The sequence below is a fragment of the Sagittula marina genome (assembly GCF_014196795.1).
GTDB classification, from domain to species: domain Bacteria; phylum Pseudomonadota; class Alphaproteobacteria; order Rhodobacterales; family Rhodobacteraceae; genus Sagittula; species Sagittula marina.
In genome coordinates this window covers 464,977-481,345 of the sequence record NZ_JACIEJ010000002.1, presented here as the reverse complement: position 1 = coordinate 481,345, position 16,369 = coordinate 464,977, and the positions used below count along the sequence as shown (strand labels likewise).

The following is a 16,369-nucleotide window of genomic DNA, read 5'->3' as shown; positions in this document are numbered from 1 at the left end:
GGGGATGTGCCCGCCGTGCGCCGTCAGGCGATCAATAGTTCGACTTGACCTGTACGCAGGTGGAGGTCTCGGTGTTGTACATGCCGCAGTCGAGCTCTTTCCAATCGGATTTCAGCACTGCGGATTCCGGCAGGTAGTCGGTCCATGCATCGCCCGGCACCGGATCGGTGGAGGAGATGATGTCGAATTGACCATCGTCGCGGATCTCACCGATCAGCACCGGCTTGGACAGGTGATGGTTGGTGCCCATCACGGCGGTGCCGCCGGTCAGATTGGGATATTCCTGGCCCCACATCGCTTCGCGGACGGCGTCCACATCGGTGGTGCCGGCCTCTTCGACGGCGTTCACCCACATGTTGAAGCCGATGTAGTGCGCTTCCATCGGGTCGTTGGTCACGCGCTTGTCGTCTCCGATGAAGGCGTGCCACTGGTCGATGAATGCGGCGTTGGCCTCGGTGTCGGCGGACATGAAGTAGTTCCACGCGGCGAGGTGACCGACGAGGTTGGCCGTGTCGAGGCCGGACAGCTCTTCTTCGCCGACCGAGAACGCAACCACGGGGATGTCATCGGCAGAAATACCGGCAGCCGCCAGTTCTTTGTAGAAACCGATGTTCGCGTCGCCGTTGATGGTGGAGATCACGCCGACCTGCTTGCCGTCTTCACCCAGTGCCACGACGTCCGCGACAATGGTCGCCCAGTCGGATTGGCCAAAGGGCGTGTAGTTCACGAAGATGTCTTCTTCCGCTATGCCGTTGTCCTGAAGATAGGATTCCAGAATGTTGTTCGTGGTTCGCGGGTAAACGTAGTCTGTGCCGAGCAGGGCGAATTTCTCGACGCCCAGTTCTTCGAGGAAGTAGTCAACTGCCGGGATCGCCTGCTGGTTCGGCGCGGCGCCGGTGTAGAAAACGTTCTTGGAGGATTCCTCGCCCTCGTACTGAACCGGGTAGAACAGCAGGCCGTTGAGCTCTTCGATCACCGGCAGCACGGATTTGCGCGAAACAGAGGTCCAGTTGCCAAAGATCACATCGACGTCGTGCACGGTCAGCAGCTCACGTGCCTTTTCAGCGAAGAGCGGCCAGTCGGACGCCGGGTCGACGACGACTGCTTCCAGTTCGCAGCCCAATACGCCGCCTTTCTCGTTCTGCGCGGCCACCAGCATTTCCATGGTGTCCTTCAGGGTGGTCTCGGAGATGGCCATGGTGCCGGACAGCGAGTGCAGAACGCCGACTTTGATCGGGTCGGCGCAATCCTGTGCAGATGCGGAACCCGCGATCAGAGCTGCGGTGGCAGCACCGGTCAGCAGTTTGGTGAAATGAGTCATTCGTGTCTCCTCGCAGAGATGGATTTGCGTGTACTCGCGTGACAGCATGAACCCCTCCGCAGCTGTTGTTTCATCCCGTGCGCACATCTGACCCGAGGCCGAACGGGCACAGGTCGTCACACACCCGCGAATGCCAGTTATCGACGTTTTCCAGCGGGCAGCGACATATCGCGCTGTGGTCTGCCGCTGGGTCAATCGGGCGGCAAAGGTTCGGGGCCCGTTGGTGAAACATGCTCAATTTGCGGGCTGTAATTTGACTAAATGTCTAAATATTGTGCAGCATTGCATGTTTTTGTCAGGTTTTTGCGGGAATCGTTGTCTCCCGGTTTCCAGGGCGTCTACGAAATGAGCAGAAAAGTCGGGGACAGGTGTGACACTTCAGCAGCGCGAAACGATTTTGGCCACGCTGCCGGTGGCACCGGCCCAGCCTCGGGCCGTTGGCAATCTGCGCCTCACGACGAAGGCGCGCGGCTCTGTTTCAGCGATCGATGCTTTTCGGACCCAAGGCTGCATGAAGGCCCTCTTTCCACGTCGCGCAGATGGGCTCGAAGCCATTGTTATCAATACATCCGGTGGGTTGACCGGCGGCGACCGGCTGGCGTTGGACTGTGGCGCCGGGGCTGGGTCTCGTCTTGTTTTGACCACGCAGGCGGCGGAACGGGCCTATCGCTCTGCCTCTGGCTGGGCGCAGATGGACACGAAGCTGCATGTGGGCGCGGGCAGCCGGCTTGATTGGTTGCCGCAAGAGTTGATCTTGTTCGAAGGTGCGCGGTTGAAGCGGTCCTTGCGGGTGGAGATGGAGGCCGATGCCCGCCTGCTGCTGGTCGAACCCGTGATCTTTGGCCGGATGGCCATGGGCGAGGTGCTGCATGACGCTGCCCTGCGCGACCGTATCGAGATCTGGCGCGATGGGGTGCCTTTGTATTGCGATGCGCTGCGGCTGGAAGGTGATTTGGCCGCCCGGATGGCGCAGCCCGCCGTGGGCCGCGGGGCAGGGGCCATGGCGAGCCTCGTCTTCGTCGGTCCGGAAGCCGAGGCCTTCCTCAGCCCGTTGCGCGCCGTTCTGCCGGTGACGGCAGGAGCCACCCTTTTGCAAAATGATGTCCTCGTGGCGCGCGTGCTTGCCGAAGACGGTTTCGCCCTGCGCCAGACGCTTTTGCCCGCGTTGGATCGGCTATCCGGCGAAGGGCTTCCAATATCATGGAGACTGTAAAGACATGAACCTGACCCCCCGCGAAAAAGACAAGCTGCTGGTGGCCATGGCGGCCGAAGTGGCGCGCAAGCGATTGGCGCGCGGCGTGAAACTGAACCACCCCGAGGCGATCGCGCTGATCACCGACACCGTGGTCGAGGGTGCACGAGACGGACGGTCCGTCGCGGATATGATGATGGCCGGGGCCGAAGTCATCACGCGTGAGCAGTGCATGGATGGTATCCCGGAGATGGTCCACGAGGTGCAGGTGGAGGCGACGTTCCCCGATGGAACGAAGCTGGTGACGGTGCACAACCCTATTCGGTGACGCAGGGCGGCACTGGTCGCAGTGAGTATTTGGAAAGCAAAGAAGCAGGAAGGTTTCTAAGATGAAAACGTTTGGACTGGCCCTGCCGGGCATGATGATCGCAGCGCAGGCATGGGCCCATGAGGCTGGCGCGCATATGCACCCGCACGGCTCCGAGGGGTGGTTGTCGCTGGCACTGGCCGCAGTGCTGGTCCTTGCAGCGATGGTTGTCTGGAGGCTGAAATGATCCCGGGGGAGATGATCCCTGCCGAGGGTGATCTTGAACTGAACCCGGGCCGGGAGGTGACCACTTTGATGGTCGCCAATACCGGCGACCGGCCCGTGCAGGTGGGGTCGCATTATCATTTCGCCGAGACCAACCCGGCGTTGGATTTTGATCGCGACAAGGCCCGCGGTCTCCGCCTGGACATCGCTGCGGGCACTGCCGTGCGGTTTGAGCCGGGGCAGCGTCGTGAAGTGTCGCTGATCCCGTTTTCCGGGGCGCGCAGGATTTACGGGTTCAACCAGCAGGTCATGGGAGATCTGTGAAATCGCCGATCCTGTGGAGGCAGACGCCCGCACAGATCACGACTGCTGCCAATTCGATTTTCTATATCGGTGCAGACATCCGCACACCCGCCGAGCCGGGTCATGTCTTGCCGCACAACTGAACACGCTGAAAGAGGATCCCGCCGATGCCTGCAAGGATCAAACGCTCCGACTATGCCGCCATGTTCGGCCCAACCACGGGCGATCGCCTTCGCCTGGCCGATACTGATCTGATCGTCGAGGTCGAACGCGACCTGACCGTAGAAGCAGCGGGCGGCTATGGGGAAGAGGTCAAGTTCGGCGGCGGTAAGGTCATCCGCGACGGCATGGGACAAGCCCAGACCACCCGTGCCGCCGGTGCTGTGGACACTGTGATCACCAACGCGCTGATCGTCGACTGGACCGGCGTCTACAAGGCGGATGTCGGGCTGAAAGATGGGCGTATTGCGGCCATCGGCAAGGCGGGCAACCCGGATACCCAGCCGGGTGTGAGCATCATTGTCGGGCCAGGCACGGAGGTCATCGCAGGCGAGGGACGTATCCTGACCGCCGGGGGCTTTGACAGCCACATCCACTTCATTTGCCCGCAACAGATTGAAGATGCTTTGCATTCGGGCCTGACGACGATGCTTGGCGGGGGCACAGGGCCGGCGCACGGCACCTTGGCCACGACCTGCACGCCGGGGCCCTGGCACATGGGGCGTATGTTGCAAGCGGCGGATGCCTTCCCGATGAACCTTGCCTTTGCGGGCAAGGGCAACGCCTCTCTGCCGGCCGCGTTGGAGGAGCAGATCCGGGGCGGGGCCTGCGCGTTGAAGCTTCACGAGGATTGGGGCACCACGCCCGGTGCGATTGATTGCTGCCTGAGTGTTGCGGACGATTGGGATGTTCAGGTGATGATCCACACCGACACGCTCAATGAAAGCGGGTTCGTGGAAAACACCGTGAAGGCCATGAAGGGGCGCACCATTCACGCCTTCCACACCGAAGGTGCCGGCGGTGGACATGCGCCGGACATCATCAAGATCTGCGGCGAGGCACATGTCCTGCCCTCCTCGACGAACCCGACGCGACCCTTCACCACCAACACCATTGATGAGCACCTCGATATGCTCATGGTGTGCCACCACCTCGACAAATCCATTCCCGAGGACGTGGCCTTTGCCGAGTCGCGGATCCGACGGGAGACCATTGCAGCCGAAGACATCCTGCACGACATGGGAGCCTTTTCGATCATCGCATCGGATTCGCAGGCCATGGGGCGTGTGGGCGAAGTGCTGATCCGCACATGGCAAACCGCTGACAAGATGAAGAAACAGCGTGGGCGTCTGCCAGATGAGACTGGCGATAACGACAATTTTCGTGTCCGCCGCTACATCGCAAAATACACCATCAATCCCGCAGTGGCACATGGTCTGAGCCACGAGATCGGGTCGATAGAGGTGGGCAAGCGTGCGGACCTCGTGTTGTGGAACCCCGCTTTCTTTGGCGTCAAGCCGGAGATGGTGTTGCTTGGCGGGACGATTGCCATGGCGCAGATGGGGGATCCGAACGCGTCGATCCCGACGCCGCAGCCGGTTTACTCCCGCCCCATGTTCGGCGCTTATGGCCGCAGTGTGGAACGGTCCGCCGTGACCTTTGTGTCAGAGGCCGCGCATTCAGAAGGTCTGCGCGAGTCGCTTGGCCTGGCGAAAGACACGCTGGCGGTGCGCAACACGCGAGGAATTGGTAAAGCTGATTTGAAGCTGAACGACGCCATGCCGCACATCGAGGTGAACCCGGAAACCTACGAGGTCAGGGCTGACGGCGAACTGCTGACCTGCGAGCCAGCGACGGAACTTCCGATGGCACAGCGGTACTTCATGTTCTGACCGCCACCATGAACGCAACGGACGGCGCGCCTCAGGTCGGGCGCGCAGGGGGGGGCGGGTCAGGCCCTCGAGGAGGATTGATCGTTGTCAGATGGCGGACTGTCATCCATTTCTGATGGTGTTCTCTGGTCGATCATGGATGCGCTGTGCGGCATGGCGCGGCCAGAAAGAAGGCCATAGCTGCCTGCTATCTCTGAGTGTTGCGCTTTGATCGCATCCATTTGGGCGCGAAGCGACGCCAGAGAGGCGGTGATGCGGGATGTCTTGTCTCTTGTGCTCATAAATAAATGTTATTCGTAAGCGGTAAACGAATGGTTTTCAAAACGAACCCAAAAACGCGTGCAGGTCTGACAAGCCGAATAAGCGCGCAAATCTGCCCTCCCAGACGGGGCGCAAACAAAACCACGAGGCGTGAAAAATGAATAATTTGCCGTTGGCACAAGAGGTTCTACGCACCGGTGCCGCTGATGATATGGATGTGGTGGTGCTGGATTACGAAGCCCGCTTCTTGCGGCGACGTAAACTGCGCAGCCAGGCGGGTTTGTCCTTTGTCGTGGATCTGGAAAAGACGACCTCGCTGGACGATGGGGATGCGCTGGGATTGAGCGACGGAGTACGGATAGCGGTGCGCGCCGCACCCGAAGAGGTACTTGAAGTGCGGGGATCGCTGCCGCGCCTTGCGTGGCACATCGGGAACCGGCACACCCCTTGTCAAATTTGCGCAGACCATCTGGTCATCCAGCGCGATCCGGTGATCCGGCATATGTTGGAGCATTTGGGCGCGGACGTCACAGAAACGGTGCGCCCCTTCACGCCGGAGGGGGGCGCCTATGGCCACGGGCGCACGCACAGCCACGAACACGGGCACACGGCGCATGCCGATTGATGCGCGTCTACTCACTCTGACCCAATGGCTTTCGCCCGCCTATCCCATCGGCAGTTTTGCCTTTTCACATGGGTTGGAGGCTGCCTGTGCAGACAGTCTGGTCACGGACGCCCCGGGGTTGGAGCGTTGGCTGTCTGTGCTCCTAAAGGAGGGGTCGGGGTGGACAGATGCGGTCTTGATGTCCATGGCGGCGCGCGGAGCGCGTGCAGTGAGCGAGTTGGATGCGCTGTCCGGGGCCTACGCCGCATCTAGAGAACGCCGACGCGAAGCAGAGCGGCAGGGGCGCGCCTTTGCACTCACGACGGCGCGCGTCTGGAACTTGGACCTGAAGGCAAGGTTCTTGCCGGTTGTTTTAGGCGAGGCCGCTTTTCTGTTGAAGCTGGAGGCAGAGGCATTGATTGCGCTGTATCTCCAAAGCTTCGTCACTAATCTGGTTGGTGCAGCACAACGATTGATGCCTCTGGGCCAAACTGATGCTCAGGCTATTTTGGCGCATCTGTCGCCACTGTGCGCCGACGTGGCCAAGCGTGCATTGCACGCTGACGAAGGCGATGTGTTTTCCAACGGGTTTGGCTCAGACATTGCAGCAATGCGACATGAAACTATGAAAACGAGGGTTTTTCAAACGTGAGCAAAATGAATGGACCGCTGCGGATCGGAATCGGCGGGCCCGTGGGTGCGGGTAAAACGACATTGACGGCACGCTTGGCGGAGCGACTTAAAGAGCGCTATTCGATCGGTGTCATTACAAACGACATTTACACCCAAGAAGACGCAGAGGCGTTAATGCGGATGCAAATCCTGCCCGCAGATAGAATTATCGGAGTGGAGACGGGGGGATGCCCACATACGGCGATCCGTGAAGATGCCTCCATCAACCTCGCCGCCGTTGCCGAAATGCAGGACAGGCACCCGGACGTCGAAGTGGTTTTGATCGAGTCGGGGGGCGACAATCTAAGTGCGACCTTCAGCCCGGAACTGGCTGACTTTACCGTCTATGTCATTGATGTTGCCGCAGGTGAGGAAATTCCGCGTAAAGGTGGACCAGCTATTCGCCGCTCGGATCTGCTGGTGATCAACAAGACAGACCTCGCACCGCATGTGGGCGCCTCTCTGGACGTCATGGAAAGGGACGCCTCCCGTGTCCGTGACGGGCGTCCCTTTGTTTTCACGTCTCTGCGTGATGGCCTCGGTGCGGATCAGGTTATCTCGCAAATCCAAGAGCTCACGGGTATTTAGAGCAATGCCCAGTCGGTAAAGACCCAGCTTTCCGGTTTCCTCAGAATGTTGTCTTCAGGGCGTGGTTTCTTTGCTTTGCGAGCCATTTTGGCACCTCCTTTAACACGCTCAACTAAAGCGCTCTGAAAGCGTTCCGCCAGAGAGACGTTCAAAGAACGTGGTTAAGCTGGCGGAATGACGCCTTTTGTCAGCAGGATATTGCCATAAAGCCTTGTTTCGCCGGTCTGGATCACGGCAAAACTATTTTTAGCCAGGTCATAAAAGCCAAATCGCTCGACAGCGGACATTTTAATTTCCGCTTCATTCATACGGTCTATGAGGCTTTGAAACTCATCAATGATGGGTGGCACGGCTTTAGCGTCACCCACGACCTGCATTGTGCATACGGGGTTCGGGACGAAGGTGTCCAAGGGAAGCAGTGTGAGCACCGCTTGCAAAACGTCTGTGGCTGCGATGCCGTCAAGGCGGTGAACACGCTCGCAGCCAATTGAATGAGCAGGGAAATTCGCATCAACTATGGCGATGACGTCGCCGTGGCCCATGGCCCGCAAGCTGTAAAGAATTTCCGGTGATAGGATCGGTGGGATGTTTTTGAGCATGGCGGAATTTGAGTGCGAGAAAGCGGTTGTGGGCAAGACCTAATGAGCCGCTGATACCAATAATCACATGGCAAGCGGCTTTTAGGCAGCATTCTTCGTCAACTTGCCAACTGTAAGGGGATAGAGGCGGCGGCCAGCAGTCAGCAGCGCACCAGTCATGGGGGAAGTGTTGCGACTTTTATGTATCTGGTCTGCCCCACGCGGGTCTCAAATACGTTTGCTCATCGTGCCATCGCAGCATTTGCCAATTTCGAACGAAATCATTTGGTCGATAGTTTGAAATTGATTTCAAGAGCACCCAACCGAGCGAATATGGACAAACATATTCTACCATATGCGCCAGAGTGGCTAATCTAAACGGGAAATTTTTGGGTGTGGGGGAGGGGGCCAGATATTTGACTGTGCAAGATCAGCAAAGTCTCATTTGCGTCTGTCGCCAATACCAGCACGAAAATTTACCACTCTTAGGTAAATTTAGCCGTTGGTGAGGGAGGGATGGACCTATGGCGGACCACCCGATTTTCAGCACGGGCGCGAAGCCCGCATCGGCTCAAACGAGCTCGATGTTGCCTGCGGACTCTTTGCCGTCACGGCCAGTCTGCAGTTCGTACTCAACCTTCTGGTTGTCGGCCAAGCCGGTCAGGCCGGAGCGCTCAACTGCAGAGATGTGCACAAACACGTCTTTGCCGCCTGCGTCGGGTTGAATGAAGCCGTAGCCTTTGGTGGTGTTGAACCATTTCACGGTGCCAGTAGCCATCGTGTATCTCCTTAAGTGTCCGCACGCTGAATTGCTGCGGGTCGGCGTAGGTCAGAGCAAGTTCGGTGCTCTGTCGCCGCGTAAGGGAGACAGGTAGGCGAATCTGGTAACGGTAGCGAGTACACGTATGACAGGATTGGTGAGTCGAAGCAAGAGTGGATGTGTTAACACCAAACGGGGCGTACTCTGGGAAATAACGAAAAGGGGCACCACTCTGGCGGCACCTGACGGTAATTGCCGAACCGGCACGAAGAGGTTGAACCGCAGGACAGAAAGAATGCGAGCCTTGTCGAAAGCTCGTGTATTTCGGGATTTCGCAATGCTGATCTTCTGATCAGGTAGATAAGGATCTTGCCGACCCCAAATGGGTCGGCACGACGCGCAAAGCGTAAGGTCGCAGCTGACTGCTGTCCCTACGCGAGCAGCTTTTTCTGCGACTTCAACGGGTGAATTTCTTGTGCTTCAGCCGCTTCGGCTCCAAGGCATCCGCCCCGAGCCGACGTTTCTTGTCCTCTTCGTAGTCTGTGAAGCCGCCTTCGAACCATTCCACATGGGCGTCGCCTTCAAAGGCCAGGATGTGTGTGCAAATCCGGTCGAGGAAGAAGCGGTCGTGCGAAATGACCACCGCGCAGCCGGCGAAGTCGACAAGCGCGTCTTCCAAGGCCCGCAGGGTTTCCACGTCGAGGTCGTTGGTCGGTTCGTCGAGCAGGATGACGTTGCCACCTTCCTTCAGCAGGCGCGCCATGTGGACGCGGTTGCGTTCACCGCCCGAGAGCAGGCCAACCTTCTTTTGCTGGTCTCCGCCTTTGAAGTTGAAGGCAGAGCAATAGGCGCGAGAGTTCATCTCCGCATCGCCCAGCTTAATGACTTCCGCGCCGCCGGTGATCGCTTCCCACACGTTGTCGTCGGCGTTCAGGTCATCGCGCGACTGGTCGACGTAGGACAGCTCCACCGTGTCGCCCAGATCGATGGTGCCGGTGTCGGGGGTCTCGTTGCCGGTAATCATCTTGAACAGCGTTGATTTACCCGCGCCGTTGGGGCCGATCACACCGACGATGCCGCCTGGGGGGAGGTCGAAAGACAGGTTTTCGATCAAGAGCTTGTCGCCCATAGCCTTGGACAGGCCATCCACTTCGATAACCTTGGAGCCGAGACGCTGACCATTCGGAATGATGATCTGGGCGCGGGCGAGCTTTTCGCGCTCTGACTGGTTGGCAAGGTCGTTGTAGGCCGAGATACGGGCCTTGGATTTGGATTGGCGGGCCTTGGCGCCCTGACGCATCCAGTCGAGTTCGCGTTCCAGCGTCTTTTGCTTGGCCTTGTCCTCGCGGGCTTCTTGTTGAAGCCGCTTTGCCTTCTGTTCCAGCCAACTGGAATAGTTGCCCTCGTAGGGGACACCACGGCCCCGGTCGAGTTCGAGAATCCAGCCCGTGATCGAGTCGAGGAAATAGCGGTCGTGGGTGACGATCAGGATCGTACCCTTGTAATCGATCAGGTGCTGTTGCAACCAGGCGATCGTTTCCGCGTCAAGGTGGTTGGTCGGTTCGTCGAGCAGCAGCATGTCGGGCGCTTCGAGCAGCAATTTGCACAGCGCAACGCGGCGGCGTTCACCGCCAGACAGGCTTCCCACATTCGCATCATCCGGGGGGCAGCGCAGGGCCTCCATCGACACGTCGATCTGGCTGTCGAGATCCCAGAGGTTCTCGGCGTCGATCTTGTCCTGAAGCTCGGCCATCTCCTCGGCGGTTTCATCGGAGTAGTTCATCGCCAATTCGTTGTACTTGTCGAGGATGGCCTTCTTCTCGGCCACGCCGAGCATGACGTTTTCCCGCACGGTCAGGTTTTCGTCGAGGTGAGGTTCCTGCGGGAGGTAGCCAACCTTGGCGCCCTCTGCGGCCCATGCCTCGCCGGTGAAGTCCTTGTCGATACCCGCCATGATTTTCATCAAAGTGGATTTACCCGCGCCGTTGACGCCGACGACACCGATCTTCACGCCCGGCAGGAAAGACAGGCGGATGTTTTCAAAGGTCTTCTTGCCGCCGGGATAGGTCTTGGAGACGCCATCCATGTGGTAAACATACTGGTAAGAGGCCATGTCCATCGCTCCTCTGGGTCAAGCTGGTTGGGTGGGGACGTATATTGTCTGACGTGTCGGTGCAATGCGCAGCAGCGCCGCCGGTTTTGTATCAGGCTGCCAGAACGTGGATGCAGGCGATGGTCGAGCCTGTCATCAGCTTGATACTCTCTCGAAGCAGAGCTGCGATCCACAGCATCCGACGACCCAGACGCATCGGACTGATCTGTCCGATATATCGCGTCTTTGCAGGGGGCGTGTCGGGAGCCGGCCCGCTTCGGGCTTTTGGCGGCGGAATACTCAGGTTCGGCGCAGACATTGGGACCAATGTCAAAATGCACGCCGATACATCAGATCTGGCGTTGGAACGCGACAACGCGGTTCCGGTCCATGCGGAGCCGTCCACGCCACTGGCGAGGGCCGCAGTTGTCGGAGGCAACCAGTGTGAGGATGTCTGTCATCGCCGTCTTGGCGGCTGCACCTGCCTTGTCTTGGTTTTGCGAAAACTCTAGGGTCGTGAAAGGCTTGCAAGGCGAGGGAATAGAGTGGACAGGTCGAAGGCGGGCGTCGCTTTTCGCCCCGGCGCGAAAGTGGGGTTGCTTGGCGGGTCTTTCGATCCGCCGCATGCGGGGCATGTGCATCTCTCTCGTGAGGCGTTGAAACGCTTCGGTCTGGATTCGATTGTATGGCTTGTCAGTCCGGGCAACCCGCTCAAACCAAAGGCCCCGGCGTCGCTAAAGGCGCGGATTGCCGCGGCGGAGGCCATGACCGACCACCCCCGAATCCACGTCAGCGGGATCGAGGCGGACATAGGCACACGGTATACGGCTGAAACGTTGACCGCTTTGACGTCTCACTTCTCTGCAGTGCGGTTCTGCTGGTTGATGGGGGCCGACAATCTTGCTCAATTCCATCGCTGGGAGGACTGGCGAGGCATCGCGGCGCGGGTGCCAATCGGTGTTTTGGCGCGACCGGAAGTTCGGACCGTGGCGCTCAGCTCTGTGGCGGCGCGGATCATGCGGGCCTCGCGGGTGCCTGCTGCGCAGTCGCACCGTTTGGCGGCGGCTTCCGCGCCGGCCTGGTGTTTCGTGAACATTCCGATGCGCAAGGAAAGCAGCACCGAGTTGCGTGCCAAGGGCGCTTGGGGTGCTTCTCATGCGGCAAAAACGTGAACGTCATGGCCGCATTGGCCTGTTGCGGGGCGAGAGTGGATTCGCTTAGATCGGGCCTATGACCAAGTTATATTCGAGACGACTGTTTTTGAGCGCGGCCTCCGCGGCGGCCATGACGCTGCCGATTTCCGCACGGGCCAATGCGCCAGCACGATCACTGCGTCCGGTGTCGCGCGACGATGATCTGCTTCTGGAGCTGCAGGCCTCCGCCGAAGAGCTGATTGCAGACGCGCGCCTGAACGGGGATGTTTCCTTCGTCGTGGCGCGGGCCGATACCGGCGAGGTCCTGGAAGCGCACGATGCGGATCTGGGCTTGCCGCCCGCGAGCGTGGCAAAGGCGCTGACCGCCGGGTATGCCTTGGCCCACCTGGGGGCGGAGTACCGATTTACGACGCGGGTGCTCGCCACCGGAGAGCTGATCGACGGAGTGGTGCAGGGCGATTTGATTCTCGCCGGTAGTGGCGATCCGACGCTTGATACCGATGGTCTCGCCACACTTGCTCAGGGCTTGGCCGCTGCTGGGGTGACCGGGGTGACAGGCGCGCTGAAGATCTGGGGCGGTGCGCTGCCCTACGTCCGTGGTATTGATCCGCTGCAGCCCGACCATGTCGGATATAACCCCAGTGTTTCGGGGTTGAACCTGAACTACAACCGCGTGCATTTTGAATGGCACCGCGCGGGAAGCAATTACAGCGTGTCGATGGATGCACGCTCTGCCAAGCACCGCCCGAGCGTGCGCATGGCCAGTATGGTGGTCGAGCCGCGCAGTACGCCGATTTACACCTACTCTGATGTAAGCGGGCAAGACAGCTGGACCGTGGCGCGCAATGCTCTGGGCGATTCCGGGGCGCGCTGGCTGCCGGTGCGCAAGCCGGAACTCTATGCCGGCGAAGTGTTCCAAAGCCTGGTGCGTGCGCAAGGGATTGCGGTGGATGAGCCACAGGTCATTCAGGCTTTGCCGGAGGTCGTGAACCAGCTTGCGTCTTTGGACAGCGCTCCTTTGCGCGATATTTTGTACGATATGCTCAAGTGGTCGACGAACCTGACCGCAGAGGTCGTTGGCATGACCGCGACGGCGCAGCGCACTGGCCGTGTTCCCAAAAACCTCGAAGAGTCGGCGCAGGTGTTGAACACTTGGGCGGCCGATAGCTTGGGTGTCACGACCTTGGCGCTCACCGATCATTCCGGGCTGGGAGAGCGCAGCCGGGTGAAGTCGAAGGATATGATGTCCGCTTTGATCGCCTTGAACAAACAAGATGCTCTGAAGCCGTTGTTGAAGACATTTGGCATGCGCGATGCCCGTGGGCGGCCCATTGATAACCATCCGATCAAGGTGCACGCCAAGACCGGGACGCTGAATTTTGTCAGCGGGTTGGCGGGGTTCGCGGATTTGCCGGATGGTACTGAATTGGTCTTCGCCATCTTCGTGGCCAATCTGGATCGGCGCGCCACGCTGTCCGTTGCGCAACGGGAACGGCCCGAGGGCGGGGCATCCTGGAACCGTCGCGCCAAGACCCTGCAGCAGAAACTGATTGAGCGCTGGGGGGTTGTCTACGCGGCGTGAAGGGGATGTCGGGACCAGCCCGACATTCGTGAGAGTTGGAGCGCCAGTCGGTCATGGGCTTTTGCCCGCCGTGACGCTTTCAGTTTTCGATCACCACCCGCATGTTCTGTTTGCCGACTTGCTGGGTCAAGTCGAACAGAACGGCTGCATGTTCCGGGTGCAGGCGTACGCAGCCGGCTGAGGCCGGGCGGCCCAGTCGCGAGATCTGGTTCGTACCGTGGATCGCATAATTGCCATTGAAAAAGATCGAAAAGGGCATGGGCGCATTGTTGTAAAGGCTCGACTTGTGATTGCGAGACAACCACTTGGCCGACCAGGCGCCGCGCGGTGTATATTTGCCGGTGCGTGCCGTCGATACCGGCCACTGGTAGGTGATCTGTCCGTTGTAGATCACGGTCATGGTCTGCGTCGAAATATCGACCTTGGCCACGAGAGGCGCGGAAAGCGCGGCAAGCGGCATACACAAAATTAAGACCGCCGCAAAGGCGGCGGATAGAAATCGGTTCATTTACAACCCTCCAGGTGTGCGTGGCAGCGCATCGGCGAAATCATGCCTGAAGGTATAATACTAAGCGATTAACTCTAGGGCAGTCGGGATTCCCACACCCAAGGCAAATTTATCGCGAAAGTGTTGTCGTTCTGCTTGCCCATACCGGTAAATGCGGCTTTGGGCCTTGTTTTTGACGGGTTCGACACGTCGCGCGTTCGAAAATCAGTGAATTTTACAAAGAAATATGCCTCGCTCGCGCTCCGCGTTCGATGGCTGCAGCGTGCAGGCGGTCAATGTCCAGCTCGTAGCGAATCTCTTCAAGCAGACGCAACTCAGCTTCGCGGAGCGTACCGTCCGCAGCCGCCACGTCACAGGCGAGCGCGTAAGCCGTTTCAAAGAAACGTTCAGGCAGGTTGTCGCGGATCAGACCGAACAACGCGTCCAGGCCATCTTCCTGCTCAAAGAGGTCCGCAACAAGCGAGGCGAGGCTGCGCACGTGATCTGTGTCGAAATCGGCGAAAATCGGAAGCATGTTCACGGCCGAATCGATCTTGACCAACTCGGAGGTGCGGACGTTCTCGTCCGACATGGAGACGGCGATCATCAGCGCGACGAGGCAATCCTGCGGGCTCAGGGGGTGTGTTTCTTCGGTCATGCTGTTTTTCCGTCCATAAATGCGGCATTGCAGCGCAATTTATTGACGCTTGGCGCGCGGGGCAATAGGAAGCCCTGCGTTATTCCTCTTAGGAGTCTGTGGAAAATGTCCGATCTTCGCGAAGCCGCCATGAAAGCCAAGGCCTGGCCGTTTGAAGAAGCGCGCCGTATCCTCAAACGCTATGAGAAAAAAGCGCCCGAGAAGGGCTATGTCCTGTTCGAGACCGGCTATGGTCCGTCTGGCCTGCCGCACATCGGCACGTTCGGGGAAGTGGCACGCACCACGATGATCCGCCGCGCTTTCGAAGTGCTCTCGGATATTCCGACCCGTCTGATCTGCTTTTCCGACGATATGGACGGGATGCGGAAGGTGCCGGGCAATGTGCCCAACCGCGAGCGTCTGGCCGAGGATTTGCAGCGTCCGCTGACCTCTGTCTACGACCCGTTCGAGACGCATGACAGCTTTGGCGATCACAACAACGCCATGCTGCGCCGGTTCTTGGACACGTTCGGGTTCGACTACGAGTTCTATTCGGCGACCGAGTTCTACAAGTCGGGCCAGTTCGACGAGATCCTGCTGCGCTGTGCCGAACGCTACGATGACCTGATGGCGATCATGCTGAAATCGTTGCGCGAAGAGCGGGCGGCGACCTATTCGATCTTCCTTCCGATCCATCCGGAAACCGGGCGCGTCATGTATGTGCCGATGAAGAACGTCGATGCGGAGAAGGGCGAAATCACCTTCGACGACGAGGACGGCAAGGAGTGGACGCTGCCGGTCACCGGCGGCAATGTGAAACTGCAGTGGAAGCCGGACTTTGGCGCACGCTGGGCGGCGCTTGGCGTGGATTTCGAGATGTACGGCAAGGACCACTCGACCAACACGCCGATCTATGACGGCATTTGCCGGGCCCTGGGCGAGCGCGCGCCGGAGCATTTCACATATGAACTGTTTCTGGATGACAGCGGCCAGAAGATCTCCAAGTCGTCAGGCAACGGGATCTCGATCGACGATTGGCTGAAATACGCCTCGACCGAGTCCTTGTCCTACTTCATGTTTCAAAAGCCGAAGACCGCCAAGCGTCTTTACTTTGACGTGATTCCCAAGGCAATGGATGAATACCACCAGCAGTTGCGCGCCTATCACACGCAGGATGTCGCGCAGCAGGTGAACAATCCGGTGTGGCACATCCATGGTGGCGACGTGCCGCAAAGCACGATGGTGGTTCCGTTCTCCATGCTGTTGAACCTCGCGTCGGCGGCAGGGGCCGAGGACAAGGCCGCCATGTGGGCCTTCATCAAGCGGTACGCGCCGACGGCTTCGCCGGATTCGCACCCGGATGTGGATGCGGCGGCGGGATATGCCGTGCGCTATTACGAAGATTTCGTGAAGCCAACAAAGGTCTTCCGGGCGCCCGACGAGAAAGAGCGCGCCGCGATGGAGGATCTGGCTGCCCGCCTCAAGGCTTTCGATGGCACGGCGGACGACGAGACCCTGCAGTCGCTGGTCTTTGCCGTAGGCAAGGAGCACGAGTTCGAAAACCTGCGAGAGTGGTTCAAGGCGCTCTACGAGGTCCTGCTCGGCCAGTCGCAGGGGCCGCGCTTTGGCGGGTTTATCGCGCTCTACGGTGTGAATGAAACCGCCACGTTGATCGACAAGGGGCTGGCGGGCCAGTTGTCCTGATCTGATCCCT

17 protein-coding genes are annotated in these 16,369 nt (G+C 59.4%); 11 read left to right on the top strand and 6 right to left on the bottom strand.

Translation table 11 applies throughout. From position 1 onward, the window contains the following. Window positions 1–31 precede the first annotated feature (31 nt). Window positions 32–1,321 carry an urea ABC transporter substrate-binding protein gene (gene urtA / locus GGQ68_RS05740; RefSeq protein ID WP_183963843.1) on the bottom strand — a complete coding sequence of 430 codons (1,290 nt, stop codon included), beginning with the start codon at window positions 1,319–1,321 and terminating at the stop codon, window positions 32–34. 370 nt (window positions 1,322–1,691) lie between these two features. On the opposite strand from urtA, the gene GGQ68_RS05735 reads away from it, so the two are divergent. The 8 genes from GGQ68_RS05735 (at window position 1,692) to ureG (ending at window position 7,365) form a co-directional block, all read left to right on the top strand. Beyond that, a complete protein-coding gene (locus GGQ68_RS05735; protein WP_343055861.1) occupies window positions 1,692–2,534 on the top strand; it encodes an urease accessory protein UreD in 843 nt (280 codons plus the stop codon). A 4-nt stretch (window positions 2,535–2,538) separates the two neighbouring features. After that, window positions 2,539–2,841, top strand: coding sequence for an urease subunit gamma (locus tag GGQ68_RS05730; RefSeq protein WP_183963841.1), 303 nt, complete (start codon window positions 2,539–2,541; stop codon window positions 2,839–2,841). Window positions 2,842–2,902: 61 nt separating this feature from the next. After that, entirely contained in the window at window positions 2,903–3,067 is a 165-nt protein-coding gene (locus GGQ68_RS05725) for a peptidase M23 (RefSeq protein ID WP_246429267.1), read from the top strand. Further along, window positions 3,064–3,369, top strand: a complete 306-nt coding sequence (locus GGQ68_RS05720; protein WP_183963839.1) for an urease subunit beta — start codon at window positions 3,064–3,066, stop codon at window positions 3,367–3,369. Before GGQ68_RS05725 ends, GGQ68_RS05720 begins: the two co-directional genes overlap by 4 nt. Before the next feature lie 146 nt (window positions 3,370–3,515). Continuing rightward, a complete protein-coding gene (ureC, locus tag GGQ68_RS05715) occupies window positions 3,516–5,240 on the top strand; it encodes an urease subunit alpha (protein ID WP_183963832.1) in 1,725 nt (574 codons plus the stop codon). Window positions 5,241–5,658: 418 nt separating this feature from the next. After that, window positions 5,659–6,126, top strand: a complete 468-nt coding sequence (locus GGQ68_RS05710; RefSeq protein ID WP_183963830.1) for an urease accessory protein UreE — start codon at window positions 5,659–5,661, stop codon at window positions 6,124–6,126. Then, window positions 6,071–6,757, top strand: coding sequence for an urease accessory protein UreF (locus GGQ68_RS05705; protein ID WP_343055860.1), 687 nt, complete (start codon window positions 6,071–6,073; stop codon window positions 6,755–6,757). The genes GGQ68_RS05710 and GGQ68_RS05705 overlap by 56 nt, the downstream gene beginning before the upstream one ends. Window positions 6,758–6,762: 5 nt before the next feature. Beyond that, window positions 6,763–7,365 carry an urease accessory protein UreG gene (gene ureG, locus GGQ68_RS05700; protein WP_183963828.1) on the top strand — a complete coding sequence of 201 codons (603 nt, stop codon included), beginning with the start codon at window positions 6,763–6,765 and terminating at the stop codon, window positions 7,363–7,365. Between the two features lie 161 nt (window positions 7,366–7,526). On the opposite strand, the gene GGQ68_RS05695 is transcribed toward ureG, so the two are convergent. The 3 genes from GGQ68_RS05695 to ettA form a co-directional block, all read right to left on the bottom strand. After that, entirely contained in the window at window positions 7,527–7,964 is a 438-nt protein-coding gene (locus tag GGQ68_RS05695) for an RbsD/FucU family protein (protein WP_183963826.1), read from the bottom strand. Between the two features lie 550 nt (window positions 7,965–8,514). Next, a complete protein-coding gene (locus GGQ68_RS05690; protein ID WP_183963824.1) occupies window positions 8,515–8,721 on the bottom strand; it encodes a cold-shock protein in 207 nt (68 codons plus the stop codon). Window positions 8,722–9,160: 439 nt separating this feature from the next. Beyond that, window positions 9,161–10,816: an energy-dependent translational throttle protein EttA gene (ettA, locus tag GGQ68_RS05685; protein WP_183963822.1), complete on the bottom strand. Its 1,656-nt coding sequence runs from the start codon at window positions 10,814–10,816 to the stop codon at window positions 9,161–9,163. Window positions 10,817–11,340: 524 nt separating this feature from the next. Here ettA and GGQ68_RS05680 point away from each other — a divergent pair. Together GGQ68_RS05680 and dacB are read left to right on the top strand one after the other, a co-directional pair. Further along, window positions 11,341–11,967: a nicotinate-nucleotide adenylyltransferase gene (locus GGQ68_RS05680; RefSeq protein ID WP_183963820.1), complete on the top strand. Its 627-nt coding sequence runs from the start codon at window positions 11,341–11,343 to the stop codon at window positions 11,965–11,967. A gap of 58 nt (window positions 11,968–12,025) precedes the next feature. Beyond that, complete coding sequence (dacB, locus tag GGQ68_RS05675) at window positions 12,026–13,531, top strand: D-alanyl-D-alanine carboxypeptidase/D-alanyl-D-alanine endopeptidase (protein WP_183963818.1); 1,506 nt, start codon at window positions 12,026–12,028, stop codon at window positions 13,529–13,531. Between the two features lie 79 nt (window positions 13,532–13,610). Here the strand turns inward: dacB and GGQ68_RS05670 are convergent, their stop codons facing one another. Together GGQ68_RS05670 and GGQ68_RS05665 are read right to left on the bottom strand one after the other, a co-directional pair. Continuing rightward, window positions 13,611–14,039, bottom strand: a complete 429-nt coding sequence (locus GGQ68_RS05670; protein ID WP_183963816.1) for a L,D-transpeptidase — start codon at window positions 14,037–14,039, stop codon at window positions 13,611–13,613. A gap of 214 nt (window positions 14,040–14,253) precedes the next feature. Continuing rightward, window positions 14,254–14,676 (bottom strand): tellurite resistance TerB family protein, encoded by a 423-nt coding sequence (locus GGQ68_RS05665; RefSeq protein ID WP_183963814.1) that lies wholly within the window; start codon window positions 14,674–14,676, stop codon window positions 14,254–14,256. 105 nt (window positions 14,677–14,781) lie between these two features. Between GGQ68_RS05665 and GGQ68_RS05660 the strand changes: the two genes are divergently transcribed. Continuing rightward, window positions 14,782–16,359: a lysine--tRNA ligase gene (locus GGQ68_RS05660; protein ID WP_183963812.1), complete on the top strand. Its 1,578-nt coding sequence runs from the start codon at window positions 14,782–14,784 to the stop codon at window positions 16,357–16,359. Window positions 16,360–16,369 lie beyond the last annotated feature (10 nt).